The organism is Rossellomorea sp. FM04394 (assembly GCF_041889765.1).
Classification (GTDB): domain Bacteria; phylum Bacillota; class Bacilli; order Bacillales; family Bacillaceae_B; genus Rossellomorea; species Rossellomorea aquimaris_B.
In genome coordinates, this window is the sequence record NZ_CP168654.1 from 2,068,656 (window position 1) to 2,086,352 (window position 17,697).

Here is a 17,697-nt window from a genome sequence, read left to right on the forward strand (position 1 = left end):
ATCTGGACAAAGACAAAGTGGAATAAACTATAAGTTCCACTTCTTATGAACATACATAAGCATCGTCTCCCGGTATTTTCTAAAAATGGTATTGATGATGAAGTACGTGAGGATACCGAAAATGGGGAGATTGATGAACATGCCGATAAAAAATGCTTTCCCCAATTGCAGCCCTACATCTACTGCTTCACTGGAGTAGTTTATTGACGGAGCGATTACATCAATGGGGTAGAAAAGATATCCTACAACAAGATTCAAGTAGAAAAAAAAAGGGAAAGCCCAAATCAAGGAAACCCCTCCTACTAATCCAGCGAATGAGTTCCCTTTAAACACCTTTGCAACTGCTGTGGAAATGAATGGACCTATGCCAAAAGATGGAACGAAGTTGATTAATAATCCAACCGTGAATCCTAATGCAATACTATGGGTGTTATCTTTAAGACGCAATAGTTTAAGAGTAAGACATTTACATTCACGAAGCTTTTTTCTAATCATGAGATCAACACCAATTATCGTTTACTTTCATACTCAGTAAATAGTATGGTCAACTTTCTGGTTTCTAAATATGAAATTTTAAAAGCTTTTTAGAAGTTTTTTCACAACATTTCTTTAAGAAAATCTGTAACATGGTATCCTAGAAGTAATATAATTTTTGGTAGAGTGAGGATAAAAGATGAAACTAACGAAAAAAATACCCAATATGGTCACGTTGGGAAATCTGTATTGCGGTTTCTTATCAATTGGGTTTGCCGCTAGCGGACAATTTAAAAACGCAGCGATACTCATTATTATTGGTATGATGCTTGATAGCATGGACGGCAGGCTGGCGAGGATGCTGCAAGCGGATAGTGTATTAGGAAAGGAATTGGATTCATTAGCCGATATTGTCACGTTCGGAGTCGCACCTTCCTTCCTTGTGTATTATACATATTTCTTTCAATTTGGATTATTAGGGTTTATCGTGGCAGGTTTATTTCCATTATTCGGAGCTTATCGCCTGGCAAGATTCAATACCAGTCCGCCGAAGTCGTCTCTTCATTATTTCGTGGGAGTACCGATTACGGCAGCAGGTGGGATCCTGGCGATCCTCACCCTATTCGGAGACTTTATTCCGAATATCGTGACAACGGTCATTTTTACAGCAATGTGCTTTCTCATGGTGAGCCGTATACGTATCCCGAGTCTCAAGGAAGTGCCTTTACCCAAATATGGAACGATTGTGACGCTCTTCATTGGAGCATTACTATTCGTTATATATAAGGGTACATATGAGGAGTTTCCCTATTTAATTTACATTGCTACACCCCTGTATATCGCGTATCTTGCGTATCGATTTATAAAAAGATAAAAGTAAAAATGATCCAGGCACTCATTGCCTGGATCATTTTTTATCTCCACTATGCAAATCCAATTCCTAAAACTCTGACTATCAGAAAGCCAAGGAGCAGGTCCCTAACTCAGTTAACTTAATGAATTAAATAAAACCCATAACGAGTCCTCCCACTGCTCCCGTCACCACGACGATCCAAGGTGGAAGTTTCCAAAAGACCAGCATGCTAAACAAAACTGCAGCAAAGGCAAAATCCAGTGGAGCAAGGATGGATGAAGTCCATATCGGGTGGTAAAACGCTGCAATCAAAATTCCTACGACAGCGGCATTGACTCCCATCAGCGCGCCTTTTATCTTAGGATTCCTACGGAGGGAATCCCAGAATGGAAGCGTCCCTAAAATGAGTAGAAAGGCTGGAAGGAAAATCGCGAAAGTCGCAAGCAATCCGCCCTGCCACCCATTAATCACAGCACCAATATACGCTGCAAAGGTGAAGAGGGGACCAGGAACCGCCTGGGCTGCACCATACCCTGCCAAAAACGCTTCTTCCGTTAACCATCCGGTGGGAACAAACTCCCGTTCAAGGAGAGGTAAGACAACATGACCTCCACCAAAAACCAATGATCCGGAGCGGTAAAAGCTATCGAATAAAGCGATCCATTCTAGGGATGTCAATTCCCTCAAAAACGGAAGAAGAAATAGTAAACCGAAGAAGATAGCTAAACAAATCACTGCGAATCTACGAGAAATCGGGAAGTCAATTCGGGCTTCATCGGCGGGTTCATGTTGTTTAAAGAGTAAAAATCCAATGAAAGCTGAAAGTAGAATGATCCCAATTTGTGAAAACGCTGTTTGCCATAATAAAATGACCACTAAAGCAAACAATGCAATCGCTTTTCGTTTTAAATCAGGCGTCAACTTTTTTGCCATTCCTAAAATAGCATGAGCAACGACTGCAACTGCGACAATTTTCAACCCGTGTATCCATCCGGCATCTGCCACATCAAACCCTTGAAGAATGATGGCGAAAAGAATCAATGCAACGACAGAAGGGAGTGTAAAGCCTATAAAAGAAACAATTCCTCCGAGCACTCCTGCCCGCATGATACCAATACCCATTCCAACTTGAGAGCTTGCAGGACCCGGGAGAAATTGGCAAAGAGCGACCAGATCAGCGTAACTTTTCTCATCCATCCATTTTCTTCTGCGAACATATTCTTCATGAAAGTATCCTAAATGGGCAACCGGTCCACCGAACGATGTAAGCCCCAATCTTGTTGAAATAAAAAGTATTTCAATCAGGGACTTTAAATTTCTTGATGTTTTCAATATTCTTTCACCTTCTTTGTTAGTCTTTGATTTCTTTAAATAGCTCATAGGCTTTATCACGTGCTTCACTGAGCACTTTATTGCCTTTATCTGTAGTTGAATAATACTTCCTGATCTTGCCGTCCACGTTTTTCTCTTCTTTTGTTAATAATCCGTCAGTCTCCATTGAGTGAAGAATAGGGTACAGTGTACCGGAGCTTATGCTATATCCATGTTCTCTTAATTCTTCTAACATCCATGTACCATAAATAGGATCTTCTTTAGCATGATGGAGTATATGAATCTGGATAAAACCTAGAAAGAGTTTCCTTAAAACTTTGTCTTCCAATGAAACGCCTCCCTTTATTCAAAGCGGAAATCAATATCGAAAATCGATATCGAAAATTCATACAAAGAATGTAGCATGAAAAATGAACTGATTCAATGAACTTCCGGTAAATTTACAAACTCTTAACATGTAGGTAATTACATATAGATTCCTTAGTAGTAAAAATCCCAACAAAAAAAGCCATATCCACTATGGATACAGCTAAAGTTCATCATCATCCCTATCTTTGTAAAAAAATGAATAGGTCTTGACTAAGCCAATCAAAAATAAGCCGATGGCAAAGTAGGCGGGCAGAAGATGGGTAAATGAGGTGTACCCGATAGCAAAATGAATATATATCCCCGAAATAAAGGCAGGGAGCCCCCCTATCAGAAGGGTCCGCCAAACCCACTTATTTCCCTGCTGAAAGCCCCAAAGTGAGAGAGTTAAGACTAGTAATCCCACACTTAATAAAGCACTGCCGAATCCCGCTCGATCATGTGCGATAACGGGAATGAGGTTCTGATTGAACTCATGTAGAATCTCCGGTGGCATACAGAGGTAAAGAAGATCCGTCGGAACAAAAACAGAAGTAATTCCAAAGTAAGAAATGACTAGACCTCCAAGAACAAAAGAAAATCCAAGTACGACAAATGAAAGCTGACCATACAGGGATTGCATCCATATATTATGATTTCTTCGATTTCGAGATGATGGAGTTCCTTTTATCCCCCTTGTATGAATCCAGCCATATACGTAAAAAGGTAGCAAAACGAGCCAAAATAAAAGATGAAGCCAGTCAAAATAGCCATATCCGATAAATAAGAAAATTCCCAGAAATCCTGTAATGGCTGCAATGTCTATTGAGTGTTTGGCCCATAGTAGACCTCTCCTGACACCATGGAAGGAGAGCTGCATATACACAATCCCTCCTGAAATCATAGTACCTGCTAATGTCATCCGATCATGAGCCATAAATTTTATAATCCGGTCGTTGAAACCAGCAATCGATTCCTTCTTCATACCCAAATAATGTTCATCATAGGGCAGAATCACCGACGTTAAACTAAATAGGAAGGCTAAGAGTCCTCCTATAAAAATAAATAAACCAAAATACCAGTAAGATTTCCATCCCTTTTGAGGGGGGAGCTGATCGTTCAGATCATCCAGTAATGCTTCGTTAATGCGTTTGGTTAAACCTGGACCCGAAAAGACATATTCATCAGAGAGGAGGAGGAGGTCTGCACCCTCCCTTAGTAGAGATAGTGCCTGACTTGGTTCACGAACTCCCCCTGATGTAATGATTGATAGAAACGGGATAGTCTTTTTATATGTACAAACAGTTGAAAAGAGAGTGTTGAATTCATTCCCTTCCACAACGATTCCTGAAATATTTTCAACGTTCAATTTGGAGAGGAGTTCTAAGGTTGGATTTGAGATGAAAATCGGTTTGTCACTATGAAAAGTAGGGTGAATTTCATCACCTTCAACAATATATCCATCTGCAAATACATCTAATCTATTCATCATTAAGGATAATTCTTTTGGTGTCCCCGACAGGCGTATGAGGAGGGGTTGTTTCTTTCTAACTTTACTTAATTTCTTTAGAGTCCTGTCTATTCCGATGGATTCAAGGGGACCTGGGAACAGAATACGCTCCTCATTATGATCTGCAACAGGGTGAGAGGGTTCTGTTGAAGCCTGTAAAGTTACAGGACCAATTTCAATAAAGCCAAAGCCCAAATGAACAAAGGCAGATGTACCTGTAAGCAAGGGGTCAATTTTACCGGAGAGCCCAACAGGATTGGAAAATTCTATCCCTTTGATTTGTTTATTCAGGTTAGGGGAGCACTCTTCTCTACCTAGAAAATGGATGATGTTAGGACCCAGAGGCAGAGAAGCGATAGTACTCATTCCTCTATGTATAAACTCTCTCGATATGTAAGCAGGGAGTCTGGATAAAGCGGGTTTAAATATTCCGTGGTAGGACCAATCAGGCATAGCACATTCCTCGCAATTTTTTGTAATACCATCATTCTATCAGGGATTTTGATAGAGTGGGTACGGAATTTAAAGAAGTGGGTATTTACGTGAACAAATGAATTACTTCTTTGATACGAATTTTTGGAAAACATATTTTGAGGAAAAAAAGTGATATAGACAAGACTGAGAATCTGGATCTTCATAATGATAGTTTATGTTAAAGACCAGAACATTTTTTAGTTCTTTCTTCCTTAATTCCGTCTGTCCAGTTATATCTACTGAATTCTGTCGATATACTTTACAGGTTTATTTCAACGGAAAAGGAGAGAGTGTATGATTAAAAAGATCTGTATGTTCGTTTTTGCACTATTTTTATTGCTGCCGTCATGGAGCCAGGCAGGTTCATTCGGTAAAGATGATCCTTCTGGAGTTCCCGGACAGTGGTATGTAGGAACAACACCCTCGTATGTAGCCCCTTCCAAGCATCCGATCCTCTTTGTTCACGGGTTAAATAGCTCTTCCAACACATGGTGGAACGGAAATAATATGTATGACACAGCCTATCAAAATGGTTATGAAACCGCTTTTATCGACCTGTACCCAACAAAGAATATGTGGGATAACGGTGCCCTCCTGTCCCAGAAAATTCGCGACATTTACAATTACTACGGTGAAAAGGTGGTGGTTGTGGCCCACAGTAAAGGAGGCATCGATACGCAATCAGCACTTGTACACTATGGTGCCTATCCGTATGTCGCACGGGTGATCACCCTTTCCACACCCCATTATGGTTCACAGCTGGCAGATCTCGCTTATAGCAGCTGGGCGGGGTGGTTGACAGGCATTCTGGGAAGTAAGAATGATGCCACTTATTCACTGCAAACAGGATATATGAGCTATTTCCGTTCTGAAACGGACCATCATCCGAATGTAAATAGAAATCCGGTCTATACGTTTGGCGGGACGAAACGGGGAAGCTTCGGAAGCTCCTTGTATTGGGGTGGATTGTATCTCAGTGCTTATGGAAGCAACGATGGTGCCGTTACAGTCAATAGTTCGAGACTCCCCTACGGGACAGAACTTAGAGTGGGGGACTGGGATCACTACACTGTCAAAGAAGGTTCCTCTACCTTCAACTTGTTCAAAAATTATTTGAATGAATCGACCAATACCTCGGGCTTTAACGCAAAAAGTGTGGTCGAGTCAAACGTTGCAGAGAACGCTGCCTCATTTGTTAGAGGAGGAGAATTTAGTGGAAAGAAACATGAAAAGGTTTTTGTAGAAGAAGGGGCTCAGTCCGTAACATTTGACTGGATCAGTAATCACTCTTCCTCACAATTAATCCTAAAAGATCCTGGTCAAAAAACAAATTCGATCTTCAAGGTGAAAAAGGATGATAGTGCATTCTTTAACGGTGCGTATCACCATAAGGTTACCGTTCAAGATCCGACACCAGGGGAGTGGACGGTTGAAGCATCTTCGACTTCAGTCGAAAAGTATCTCTTACATGTGACTTTTGAAAGCGCGATGAATGATGCATTGAGTATCGATTTAGCACAGGATGAAATCAGCTTGAAAGCCAAGGACAGTAAGCTAAAGCTTCAACCAGACATGATCATTGAATATTACAAGAATGGTAAGTTGAAGAAGAGTAAGGTGAAAGCAAAGGACGACTCATTAAAACTTCCGAAGCTTGGAGAAGGAGTCTATAATGTGACCATTGATGTAGAAGGGAGCAAGGACAAAAATACGTTCCAGAGAACTTTTATTAAAACCATTTACGTTGATGCTGCAGGGAAGGTTTATGGACAGTAGGATAGGTTGAAATACTTTAGGTGAGAAGCTGATGTTCCATTAGCTTCTTTTTTCACGGGGATTAGGGACTGGATCATTTGTCTCCTGCCATTAGTTTGACAAAAGTCAACAATTTCCGTAAAGGAATAGGGATTTATATCCACACGAAGTTCCGTAGTTCAGTTCTAATGTTTCATTTTTGCGAATGGAAAAGGGTTTCATTCCATTTATCTCTAAATAGATTAGGGAGTCGAAATATAAGGAGGAATACATAATGAAGAAGAAATTAATGGTTGGTGCACTTTCGGGTGTGTTGGTAGCATCAGGAATCGCTTACTCTGCACCGGGTGCATCTGTACTTGCAAATGGTCCAGGATACAATGGAAACGAGACGATCAAAAACGAGCGACTTCATAATTATGAAGAAATGGCGAGTATGCTCCAACATTTAGATCAGAAATCAGATGCTCTTTCTTTAGAAGTATATGGTCAATCCGTCAAAGGACGAGATCTTTACCTTGCGAAATTTGGAACAAATGAAAATAACCCTACGATCCTATACTTAACTCAGCAGCATGGGAATGAAACATTGACGACTGAAGGGGCCCTTCAGTTCATCAAGCACCTTACATCAAACTCAAAAGAAGTAAAAGAAATGCTAGATCACGTGAATATTTTGGTTGCTCCGCGATTAAATGTGGATGGAGCAGAAGGGGACGTGAATTTCTCTCTAGAGGATTATGTATCGGGAACTCACACCCGCTATAATGCGAACGAAGTCGATCTAAATCGCGATCATGTAGACCGGGAACAACCGGAAACACAAGCTCTTCATGAAAACGTCCTTCAAAAATACAAGCCTGATTATATGATCGATCTTCATCATCAAGGAGCCGAAACAACGCTTGGGGATACAGATGAACTCGTATCGGGATCGATCCTTTTTCCAACGAATGAAGAAGTGGATCCTGAAGTTGTGGAAAAATCAAAACAGCTGGGTTCAGTCCTTTACAATACGGTGGAAAGTCGGGGATTCGGTACGTTATCAAAATACATCGGTGGAACGGCACCGACAATCAGCCGTAATGGACTGGCGGTTGAATATGGAATAGCGACCCTTCTATTTGAAATGAGAGGGATGGCTGATCATTATCGTGATGATTATGTTCTGGGTCAAAAGAGTAATGGGTACCTCATCAAGCAAGCGGTTATTAGTTTAGAAGCAACGGCGAAAGCCATTGCTGACGGATCCATTGAGAATGCGGATACTTCTTTCTGGGACACGCTTCCTGAAAGTTCATACAATCGCAGTGAAAGTGAATAAAGATTTATTAAAAAGGGTCCTTTCTTGACTGAAAGGGCTCTTTTAATTATTCATATACTCTCCGTATTAGTTCACCTCGAATATTACCTAAGGATTAAATGGAGAAATACTTCCTATTTGGAAGTATTTACCTATTTTACAATCATCACGGGACATTTAGCCCTCTTTGCGACTTTATGGCTAACACTTCCCAAGACCATTTCTTGGAACACATTTAATCCACGGCTTCCAATGACTACTGCATCGAAGTTGTTTTTGTTCGCATGCTCAACAATGGTTGGACCCGGTTCGCCATGTAAAAAGGTAATCTCATAGTCGATGCCTTCATGCTTGGCTTTTTGTTCTATCATCTGCAGTTTCTGCTTCCGTTTGTCTGTTGCATCCAGTCCCCAATGGTGAAGAACATCTTCCTTGGATTGCTTCCCGTCTACTACATAAACAATATCTATCTTAGAGCCTTCATGGCATCTTGCGAGAGCGATCGCTTTTTCTCCTGCCCTAAAAGAGTGTTCAGATCCGTCTGTTGCGAGAAGAATGTGTTTGAACATTACTATTCCTCCATCCGATAAAAGGGTTTCGTATTAAGTTCTATATTTTTATTCAATTTCCTTTATAGATATTTAAGTAAATTTTACATGAATTTGAACTTGATCAGAAAACGGATGAAATCCAGAGTAATAGGAAGAAAAAGTTGCATGTTTGCGCTTTCATAATCATTTCACAAATGAAATGATCCATTATATAATGTCCTTTGTGTTAAACGGCCCCGACTTTCATGAGAGTTGAAAGTCATAAATAAATAGGAAGAGGTGCATTATGGGTTTAAGTCAAAAAATTAAATATGAGTGGTTTGGAAATGTTAGAGGGGATGTACTTTCAGGTATCGTCGTTGCGATGGCATTGATACCGGAAGCGATTGCCTTCTCAATTATTGCAGGAGTAGACCCGATGATAGGGTTGTACGCTTCCTTCTGTATAGCAGTAGTCATTGCATTCGTGGGTGGACGTCCAGGCATGATTTCAGCTGCAACGGGTGCTACAGCCTTGCTTATGACGACTCTGGTAGCTGATCACGGTCTGCAGTATTTACTTGCGGCTACAATCCTGACAGGGGTGATTCAAATTGTCATGGGCGTCCTGAAGCTAGGGCGTTTAATGAAATTTGTACCACGCTCCGTTATGATTGGATTTGTCAACGCGTTGGCAATCCTTATTTTCTCGGCACAATTACCTCATTTTGTTGGTGAATCATGGATCATGTATGCAATGGTTGCAGCAGCACTGGGAGTCATTTACATCCTTCCACGTTTCACAAAAGCTGTGCCTTCAGCGTTGGTGGCCATTATAGCGGTTACGATTTTCGCTGTTGTAACAGGAAGTGGGGTTCGTACTGTGGGAGACATGGGTGAACTAACTCAAACGTTGCCTATATTCTTGATTCCTGACATCCCATTTACTATTGAAACACTGCAAATAATCTTTCCTTATTCTTTATCGATCGCGATTGTTGGATTGGTCGAGTCACTCTTAACTGCTTCTATTGTAGATGACATGACTGATACAGCGAGTAATAAAAATAAAGAGGCAAGAGGGCAAGGTATTGCCAACATTGTGTCAGGTTTCTTTGGTGGTATGGCAGGGTGTGCGATGATCGGACAATCCGTCATCAATGTAAAATCAGGAGGGCGAGGGAGACTGTCTGCTTTTGTGGCGGGAGTTTTCTTAATGATCCTTATCATCGTCCTGAATGATTTCTTAGTTCAAATTCCAATGGCTGCCCTTGTTGGAGTAATGTTCATGGTATCAATTGGGACATTTGATTGGTCTTCTTTAAAGAATATTCACAAAACACCGATAACCGATACGGTTGTTATGATAGCGACCGTAATAACTGTCCTAGTGACACATGATTTATCAAAAGGAGTTCTAGTGGGAATTATCTTGAGTGCCATCTTCTTTGCATCAAAAATTTCAAAAGTGAAGATTACGAGCATGGTATCCGATGATAAGCATAAAAAAGTCTATCGTGTTTCAGGACAATTGTTCTTTGCTTCTGTAACAGATTTTGTTGAAAGCTTCAACTTCAATGAAGATGTAAAAGAAGTAACCCTAGATTTAACTCATGCTCACTTATGGGATGACTCAGCGGTAGGGGCAATTGATAAAATCGTCATTAAATATCATCAAAATGGTGTAAGGGTAAATGTAACAGGATTAAATACTGAAAGTAATAGGCTAATAGAAAAACTAGCTGTGCATAACAAGCCGGGTGGACTAGGTAAAGTGGTTAATCATTAGCGGGGAATTTAGAAAAACTCTTGGTCATTTGACTAAGAGTTTTTCTATTTACTAAAATTTCACTTGAAATAAGCATATAAGTATTTTATTATATAAGCATTAACTTATATAAGGACTTTGATAAAGTTTTATTTTTTCTTGTTATATAAGTAAATAATAATATGCTAATAATACATGTGATTTAGGAGGTGTTTACATGCTTGATTCAAAAGTTGATATTGAAAGGGCCGCAACGATGTTAAAACTTCTAGGGGATAAAACCCGTCTTACTATGGTGAAACTATTGGAATCTAACGACTGCTGCGTGTGTGAATTTGTGGAGATTTTTAAAATGAGTCAGCCTGCAATCTCTCAGCATATTCGTAAACTAAAGGATGCAGGGCTGGTAAAAGAATTAAGAAGGGGTCAATGGGTCTTTTACTCTCTTAATAAAGAAAGTGATGCGTATCCGTTTGTTCAAAGCTTGATGGAACACTTGCCTGATCAGGATGATCGATTAACAGCATTAGAAAAGCAAGGATTACGCATTTCTTGTCATTAGGAGGAGGGTTTCCCGTGTTATCAGTAATTTTAGCTACCATGATTTTTGTAGCCACATTGGTGCTTGTGATTTGGCAGCCTAAAGGATTGTCCATTGGCTGGTCTGCTTGTGGAGGAGCGATCCTTGCCTTGATTGTAGGGGTTGTCGATTTCCAGGATGTCGTGGCTGTGACAGGAATAGTCTGGAATGCGACTTTAGCATTCATTGCTATTATTATTATTTCATTGATTCTGGATGAAATTGGATTTTTTGAATGGTCTGCTCTACATATGGCGAGGGCAGCAAAAGGGAATGGCGTCAAAATGTTTGTATACGTTTCCCTATTAGGAGCGGTTGTCGCAGCATTTTTTGCGAATGATGGAGCTGCATTGATATTGACTCCGATTGTTTTGGCAATGGTGAGAAACTTGAATTTTGAAGAAAAAATGGTTTTTCCATTTATCATGGCAAGTGGATTCATTGCCGACACGACTTCATTGCCGCTTGTCGTCAGTAACCTTGTGAACATCGTGTCAGCCGATTTCTTTGATATCGGGTTTGTGGAATATGCTTCACGTATGATTATTCCAAACTTCTTCTCATTGTTTGCAAGCATCCTCGTACTGTATCTGTTCTTTAGAAAAAGCATTCCAAAGAATTATGATGCCAGCCAGCTAAAAAAACCCGTTGAAGCGATTAAAGATCAGCGTATGTTTAAGCTATCCTGGATTGTACTTGGTATCTTGCTTGTTGGTTACTTTATCAGTGAATCACTGCACATTCCTGTATCGATCATCGCAGGCATTGTGTCGATTTTCTTCTTATTAATGGCTAGGAGAAGCTCGGCTGTCAACACGAAAACGGTCATTAAGGGTGCCCCATGGGCGATTGTATTCTTCTCGATCGGAATGTACGTGGTGGTGTATGGTTTGCGTAACGTAGGACTGACGAATGTGTTAACGGATGTTATCCAAGTGGCTGCAGATCAAGGACTGTTCGTTGCTACAATTTCCATGGGGTTCATTGCAGCCATACTGTCATCGGTCATGAACAATATGCCGACCGTTATGATCGATGCGATTGCGATTATGGATACGAACACTACAGGGGTTATTCGGGAGTCCCTTATTTATTCCAATGTCATCGGTTCTGATCTTGGTCCGAAGATCACCCCGATCGGTTCACTGGCAACCCTCTTATGGTTACACGTTTTATCATTAAAGGGCGTGAAAATCTCATGGGGTCAATATTTTAAAACGGGAATTGTTTTAACCGTTCCAACGCTACTCATTACCCTTATTGGTTTATATATTTGGTTAATGTTCATATCTTAAAACTTACAACAAAAGGAGCTCGATTACTATGTCTAAAAAAACACTATACTTCTTATGTACAGGTAACTCTTGCCGCAGCCAAATGGCAGAAGGTTGGGCGAAGCATCATTTAGGAGAAGAGTGGGATGTGAAAAGTGCAGGTATTGAAGCGCATGGATTAAATCCTAACGCAGTAAAAGCAATGAAAGAAGCGGGGATTGATATTTCAAACCAAACTTCTGATATCATCGATCCTGACATTTTGAATAATGCAGATTTAGTTGTTACGCTTTGCGGTGATGCAGCTGATAAATGTCCAATGACCCCTCCACATGTCAAGCGTGAGCACTGGGGCTTTGATGACCCGGCAAAAGCCGAAGGGACGGATGAAGAGAAATGGGCATTCTTCCAACGCGTACGTGATGAAATAAGCGATCGCATCAAAACATTCGCTGACACCGGAAAGTAAAAAAATAGAGGGACGGACCTCTCGCAATATTAAAATTCCTGCACAATAGGTCCGTCCCTCTTTTATAAAGCCGAGAAAAGCTTCTCGGCTATTTTTTATATAAATATAAGAATGGGAGTGGGATTTCGATGGCAAAGGTTGAAATTTTTGATCCGGCAATGTGTTGTTCGACAGGGGTTTGTGGTCCGAGTATCGATCCTGAGCTTACTCGTGTCGCAAATGCAGTTTATTCACTTGAAAAACAAGGGTTTGATATTAGCCGATACAATTTAGCGAATGATCCAGGGGCATTTGCCGACCATGTGGTGATCAATCGTATTTTACATGATGAAGGTCCGGATGCTTTACCTGTCACGCTTGTTGATGGGAAACAAGCCGCTATTGGAAAATATCCTTCTAATGAAGAGTTTTCACAATGGTTTGAAGTACCGGCTGAAGAATTGAATGAGAAAAGAAAAGTACGACTGACATTGGATATTAATAAGAAATAAGAAAGTTGGGGTACAATGTTCACATCGTTCCAATTAGAGGCTGTCCATCATACACCATTCCTCTTTTTTACAGGTAAAGGCGGAGTGGGGAAGACGTCTACGGCGAGTGCAACAGCCATTGCCCTTGCTGATGAAGGAAAAAGGGTGCTGATCGTCAGTACAGATCCAGCTTCCAATTTACAAGATGTATTGGAAATCGAACTTACCAATCATCCTAAACAAGTTCCGGGTTTACCGACATTGTTTGCTTGTAACCTTGACCCGGAAGAAGCGGCCGCTTCATACCGTGAAAAAGTCATTGGACCATATAGAGGGAAGCTCCCAGAATCTGTAGTAAGTAATATGGAGGAGCAACTGTCTGGTGCTTGTACAGTTGAAATTGCCGCTTTTGATGAGTTTACAAGCTTGCTTTCGGACCCTGTCATAGTGGATCAGTTCGATCATATTGTGTTTGATACGGCACCGACAGGACATACACTCCGTTTACTGCAACTTCCAACAGCTTGGACGGGATTCTTGGAGGAGAGTACACATGGAGCTTCTTGCTTAGGACCTCTTTCAGGACTTGGAGACAAGAAGGATTTGTATTCTTCAACAGTTAACGTTTTATCCGATAAGGAAAAAACTGCCCTTGTACTTGTTGCACGGCCGGATTCTTCAACGTTAATGGAAGCCAACCGGGCATCAACAGAACTCGAGGACATTGGAATGAAAAATCAAATGTTAATTGTAAATGGATTGATGGGCAAGCATCAATGGGATGATCCGGTTGCCTCGGCCTTTTACAGCCGTCAGCAAGAAGCACTACGTTCAATGCCGACTGCTCTTAAGGAAATTCAAACTTATTCGCTACCTTATGTAGCGTATTCCTTAACGGGAACGAAATCCTTGAGGCAATTACTTTCTCATTTAGAGGTTAACCCGAATGCCAAAAATGTTGTTGACGATGAATCAATTGAAATTCCCGGATTAAGAGAAGTGATAGATGATTTCTCCCAAAACAACACCCGTGTCATTTTCACGATGGGAAAAGGGGGAGTGGGGAAAACCACCATTGCTTCTGCCATTGCTGTTGGATTGGTTGAAAGGGGACATAAGGTACATTTAACCACAACAGATCCCGCAGCCCACTTAACTCATATGTTTCAAGAAGAACCAGGGAAGAACGACTTAAGGATCAGCCAGATCGACCCGAAGGAGACGGTTGAGTCCTATAAAAAATCTGTTCTATCAAGAGCTGCAGAGGGTCTCGATGAAGAAGGAATGGCGTATCTGGAGGAAGATTTAAACTCCCCTTGTACCGAAGAGATCGCCATCTTCCAATCTTTTGCAGAAATAGTAGGGAAAGCGGATGAAGAAATAGTCGTGATCGATACTGCTCCCACTGGCCATACCCTGCTTTTACTTGATGCAACTGAATCTTATACGAAAGAAGTGTCGCGTTCAAAAGGAGAGGTGGAAGACCATGTGAAAAATTTACTGCCTCGTCTTCGTAATCCAAACGAAACGAGCGTAGTGATAGTGACATTACCTGAAGCTACCCCTGTTTTCGAAGCGAAACGACTTCAGGAAGATTTGCAACGAGCGGAGATTCACCCAAAATGGTGGGTCATCAATCAAAGCTTATCTGTAACGAACACAACAGATCCCGTGTTAAGAGGCAGATCTGTCTCAGAGAGGGAATGGATACAAAAAGTGCATAACGGCTATGCAAACAAGACCGCTCTCATTCCGTGGATGAGTGAAGAAAAGATAGGCTACAAAAAACTGATGGACTACTCTAAGTAAAGGTGGATAACAATGAATTACAATGAATTAGTAAAAGATCGGATTTATATCGGGGGTTTCGATGATGCAGACTCAGTTCGTGATAAGGTGGATGTAATCGTCGACTTACGAGCGGAAGCACCAGGAGTGGAATTTGATGAAGTGTCCCGCAAACATCGCCCGATTGTAGAGAATGCCGATCAACAGGAAGCGTCTGTAAGACGCGCAATCGATGAGGTGGTAACAGCCTATCAAAATGGCAAAAACGTCTACTTCCACTGTAACGGAGGAAGTAACCGAACAGGTACGGTAGCAGCAGGAACACTCCTGTCCCTGGGAGAAGCCTCCACACTCGAAGAAGCCGAAACAAAAGCCAAAAGCGTCCGACCCAAGATCAATATAAAACCAGAACTGAAAAATGTATTAAAAGAGCTATATTCAAAGAATTGAGGGACGGACCTCAGAAGAAATGGGGATTGAATACAATGAATATTACGAATGAAGCTAAAGAAGTACTGTTGAATGCAATGGCAGAGAACAATTCGGAAGGTATCAGGTTTTTCCTTAATCAAGGTGGATGCTGTGGGCCACAAATTGGAGTTTCTTTAGATTCAGCCCAAGCAACAGATAAAGTGGAAGAAATTAATGGAGTTTCGGTTGCCTTTGATACGAATGTGATTTCTATGACTGATGACATCACCTTAGATGTCCAAGATGGGGGATTAGTATTAGTGGGTGTGCCGGATAGCGGATGCTGTTAAGGTATCCTGAATAGAAGAAGTCTGTTTTGGGTACTTATTGTACTTAGAAACAGGCTTTTTTTTATGAAGAATGAAGAAATTTCAATGAAGAAACCAGCAGAGAAATCCCTGCCGGTCTCGCAAACTCTTTAATTTATTCCAACTGCATCAAATGATAGTTTTACAGCATTGACTTCCGCTGAAGTGCTGCCATACAAATCGGTTGCAGACTGTACAGCTGCAGCTCTTGCCTGACTGAAGGATGAGGAAGCTGTCAGATACACTGTATTCATACGGTAATAAATATCCCCAAGCTTTTCACGGCCTATTCCGGGAACGGTTATTCCATAATGATTACCACCTTCACTTAATAGGTAAGCCTGCTTGTTGATGATTCCACTGTTTGTATGAACACCGCCATTATCTCCTGTACCGGTATAACGTTTAGAGTAGTGGTCAGGGTCACCGTATTTAGCAGGGTTGCTCATGGAGCGGAGGGCATCACCGGATGTGCCAGGTGTATAAATATCTTCTCCGATTTCGAAATCTGGATTCGCTCCATTCTCATACTCTACCAATGTTCCAAAAATATCTGAAATCGCTTCGTTCAATGCTCCTGATTCATTTTGATAAACAAGGTCAGAAGTGAAATCTGTCACCGCGTGAGTCAATTCATGAGCGACAACATCAATTCCTCCAGAAAGTGGGGCAAACGTGGTACCATCTCCGTCACCATACACCATCTGGGATCCGTTCCAGAAGGCGTTATTATACCCGCTGCTGTAGTGAACTGAAGACACCAGGCGTGCGCCTTGATTATCATAAGAATTACGATTGTAGTTATCCTTGTAGAAGTCATACGTGACACCTGCGAAATGATGAGCATCAACTGCTGGGGCATCATATGCAGCATTCAGTACATTATCGCTGTCCGACCACAAGGTGCCGGGTAAGAAGAATTGTGGGAAGAAGGTACGATTGTTCATGTTGTATGTATACACACCATTTCCACGTGTATTATCCTGCAAATAGTACTTTCCACTTGAAAGGGTTGTGTTCAACGGTTTAGAGTCACCTAATACACCTTTACCGGTTCCTACTTGATTCGTTCCTGTGACTTCATGCATGTCATTGTATTTATTTAATATCTTTCCTGTTTTAGCATCTATAAAATAGTTCCAGTTACCAGGAGACGGTTCTAAATAATTCAGGTTTACAAAATATGCAAAGGAAGTAGAATCACCATCTGTGTAGATGACCAATTCCGGTTTAGCCTCTTTTTCTAACTTAGGATCAATTCCAAGATCTTTCTTAGCGATCGTTAAGGCTTTTTTCGCGTTCACTTTCTTTTTTGATGAGGTGATTTTTTGATCCAAGTCAGCTACGACAGTACCGGAAAAAGCTTGAAGTGTTCCATCTTCCTTTACAACTGCTGACTGTGTGGAACCCCAAACAGGTACCCCATGGTAGGTTTGCTGAATGCGAACGACTCTATTTCCAAGTTCATCATTTTCAACAGACAACACCTTGAACTGCTCGTCCGATTTCTCATCAGAAAGCTTGAATTTAGCCTTGTTTTTCTCTAAAAAGGAAAGAACGATAGTCTCTGCCTTTTTTCCGGATGGAGCAGATAATAGTCCCGAAACAAATTCCGGTGTTCCTTCTTTTTTATTCATTTGAAAGAGAGCATTGTCCGATGGTGCAGCTAAACTCCCAGTTGCCATCATTCCAGACAGTAGACCGACGGATAACCCCATGCTAATGATTTTATTCTTTCTCAAACAGATTCCTCCTCTTTTTTCTAAAAATTCTGTCAAAAATAGATTATCATAGGTAAGAAGAAGACGGTATTGAGAAAATGCAGGACTTTTTGAGGGTATAGAGTAGACAAATAATGGTCCTATTCAGGAAAATTTTCATATAAACGGACTTTTTTATTGGATAAAAACTTTTATTTAAATTAGGGTGATTTTTAATTTTCAACTAAGCGGCAAAAGGTGAGGGTGCCTGGCCAGCCAGGTGAGTACATATC

Annotated in this window: 17 protein-coding genes; 11 read left to right on the top strand and 6 right to left on the bottom strand. The window is 41.0% G+C overall.

The annotated features are described in order from the left end of the window. Window positions 1–27: 27 nt before the first annotated feature. Window positions 28–495: a DUF2062 domain-containing protein gene (locus tag ACCB35_RS10300; protein ID WP_374056775.1), complete on the bottom strand. Its 468-nt coding sequence runs from the start codon at window positions 493–495 to the stop codon at window positions 28–30. Window positions 496–673: 178 nt separating this feature from the next. On the opposite strand from ACCB35_RS10300, the gene pssA reads away from it, so the two are divergent. Continuing rightward, the gene (gene pssA, locus ACCB35_RS10305) at window positions 674–1,348 is read left to right on the top strand and encodes a CDP-diacylglycerol--serine O-phosphatidyltransferase (RefSeq protein WP_044337230.1); all 675 of its coding nucleotides are present in this window, start codon (window positions 674–676) and stop codon (window positions 1,346–1,348) included. 126 nt (window positions 1,349–1,474) lie between these two features. On the opposite strand, the gene ACCB35_RS10310 is transcribed toward pssA, so the two are convergent. The 3 genes from ACCB35_RS10310 to ACCB35_RS10320 all read right to left on the bottom strand — a co-directional run bounded on the left by ACCB35_RS10310 (window position 1,475) and on the right by ACCB35_RS10320 (window position 4,880). Next, entirely contained in the window at window positions 1,475–2,707 is a 1,233-nt protein-coding gene (locus ACCB35_RS10310) for a chromate transporter (RefSeq protein WP_374056991.1), read from the bottom strand. Next, entirely contained in the window at window positions 2,679–2,987 is a 309-nt protein-coding gene (locus tag ACCB35_RS10315) for a PadR family transcriptional regulator (RefSeq protein ID WP_044337228.1), read from the bottom strand. The genes ACCB35_RS10310 and ACCB35_RS10315 overlap by 29 nt, the downstream gene beginning before the upstream one ends. A 201-nt stretch (window positions 2,988–3,188) precedes the next feature. Then, the gene (locus ACCB35_RS10320; RefSeq protein ID WP_374056776.1) at window positions 3,189–4,880 is read right to left on the bottom strand and encodes a dihydroorotate dehydrogenase; all 1,692 of its coding nucleotides are present in this window, start codon (window positions 4,878–4,880) and stop codon (window positions 3,189–3,191) included. 402 nt (window positions 4,881–5,282) lie between these two features. Between ACCB35_RS10320 and ACCB35_RS10325 the strand changes: the two genes are divergently transcribed. Together ACCB35_RS10325 and ACCB35_RS10330 are read left to right on the top strand one after the other, a co-directional pair. After that, the gene (locus ACCB35_RS10325; protein WP_374056777.1) at window positions 5,283–6,764 is read left to right on the top strand and encodes a lipase family alpha/beta hydrolase; all 1,482 of its coding nucleotides are present in this window, start codon (window positions 5,283–5,285) and stop codon (window positions 6,762–6,764) included. Between the two features lie 253 nt (window positions 6,765–7,017). Beyond that, window positions 7,018–8,067 carry a M14 family metallopeptidase gene (locus ACCB35_RS10330; protein ID WP_374056778.1) on the top strand — a complete coding sequence of 350 codons (1,050 nt, stop codon included), beginning with the start codon at window positions 7,018–7,020 and terminating at the stop codon, window positions 8,065–8,067. A gap of 131 nt (window positions 8,068–8,198) precedes the next feature. Here the strand turns inward: ACCB35_RS10330 and ACCB35_RS10335 are convergent, their stop codons facing one another. Then, complete coding sequence (locus ACCB35_RS10335; RefSeq protein ID WP_044337224.1) at window positions 8,199–8,615, bottom strand: universal stress protein; 417 nt, start codon at window positions 8,613–8,615, stop codon at window positions 8,199–8,201. Between the two features lie 268 nt (window positions 8,616–8,883). Here ACCB35_RS10335 and ACCB35_RS10340 point away from each other — a divergent pair, with 268 nt between their 5' ends. From ACCB35_RS10340 to ACCB35_RS10375, 8 genes are all read left to right on the top strand, one after another. Continuing rightward, on the top strand, window positions 8,884–10,365 hold the full coding sequence (locus ACCB35_RS10340) for a SulP family inorganic anion transporter (protein WP_374056779.1): 1,482 nt from the start codon (window positions 8,884–8,886) through the stop codon (window positions 10,363–10,365). 196 nt (window positions 10,366–10,561) lie between these two features. Continuing rightward, window positions 10,562–10,906, top strand: a complete 345-nt coding sequence (locus ACCB35_RS10345; RefSeq protein WP_374056780.1) for an ArsR/SmtB family transcription factor — start codon at window positions 10,562–10,564, stop codon at window positions 10,904–10,906. Between the two features lie 14 nt (window positions 10,907–10,920). Beyond that, window positions 10,921–12,219: an arsenic transporter gene (locus ACCB35_RS10350; RefSeq protein WP_374056781.1), complete on the top strand. Its 1,299-nt coding sequence runs from the start codon at window positions 10,921–10,923 to the stop codon at window positions 12,217–12,219. A gap of 28 nt (window positions 12,220–12,247) precedes the next feature. Then, window positions 12,248–12,667 (top strand): arsenate reductase (thioredoxin), encoded by a 420-nt coding sequence (arsC, locus tag ACCB35_RS10355; protein ID WP_374056782.1) that lies wholly within the window; start codon window positions 12,248–12,250, stop codon window positions 12,665–12,667. A gap of 128 nt (window positions 12,668–12,795) precedes the next feature. Further along, the gene (gene arsD / locus ACCB35_RS10360; protein WP_374056783.1) at window positions 12,796–13,158 is read left to right on the top strand and encodes an arsenite efflux transporter metallochaperone ArsD; all 363 of its coding nucleotides are present in this window, start codon (window positions 12,796–12,798) and stop codon (window positions 13,156–13,158) included. A 15-nt stretch (window positions 13,159–13,173) separates the two neighbouring features. Continuing rightward, a complete protein-coding gene (arsA, locus tag ACCB35_RS10365) occupies window positions 13,174–14,946 on the top strand; it encodes an arsenical pump-driving ATPase (RefSeq protein WP_374056784.1) in 1,773 nt (590 codons plus the stop codon). A gap of 12 nt (window positions 14,947–14,958) precedes the next feature. After that, window positions 14,959–15,375, top strand: a complete 417-nt coding sequence (locus ACCB35_RS10370) for a dual specificity protein phosphatase family protein (RefSeq protein WP_374056785.1) — start codon at window positions 14,959–14,961, stop codon at window positions 15,373–15,375. Then, window positions 15,372–15,686, top strand: coding sequence for an adhesin (locus ACCB35_RS10375; RefSeq protein WP_374056786.1), 315 nt, complete (start codon window positions 15,372–15,374; stop codon window positions 15,684–15,686). Before ACCB35_RS10370 ends, ACCB35_RS10375 begins: the two co-directional genes overlap by 4 nt. A 128-nt stretch (window positions 15,687–15,814) precedes the next feature. Here ACCB35_RS10375 and ACCB35_RS10380 read toward each other — a convergent pair whose 3' ends face one another. Next, on the bottom strand, window positions 15,815–17,422 hold the full coding sequence (locus ACCB35_RS10380) for a M4 family metallopeptidase (RefSeq protein WP_374056992.1): 1,608 nt from the start codon (window positions 17,420–17,422) through the stop codon (window positions 15,815–15,817). Between the last annotated feature and the right edge of the window lie 275 nt (window positions 17,423–17,697).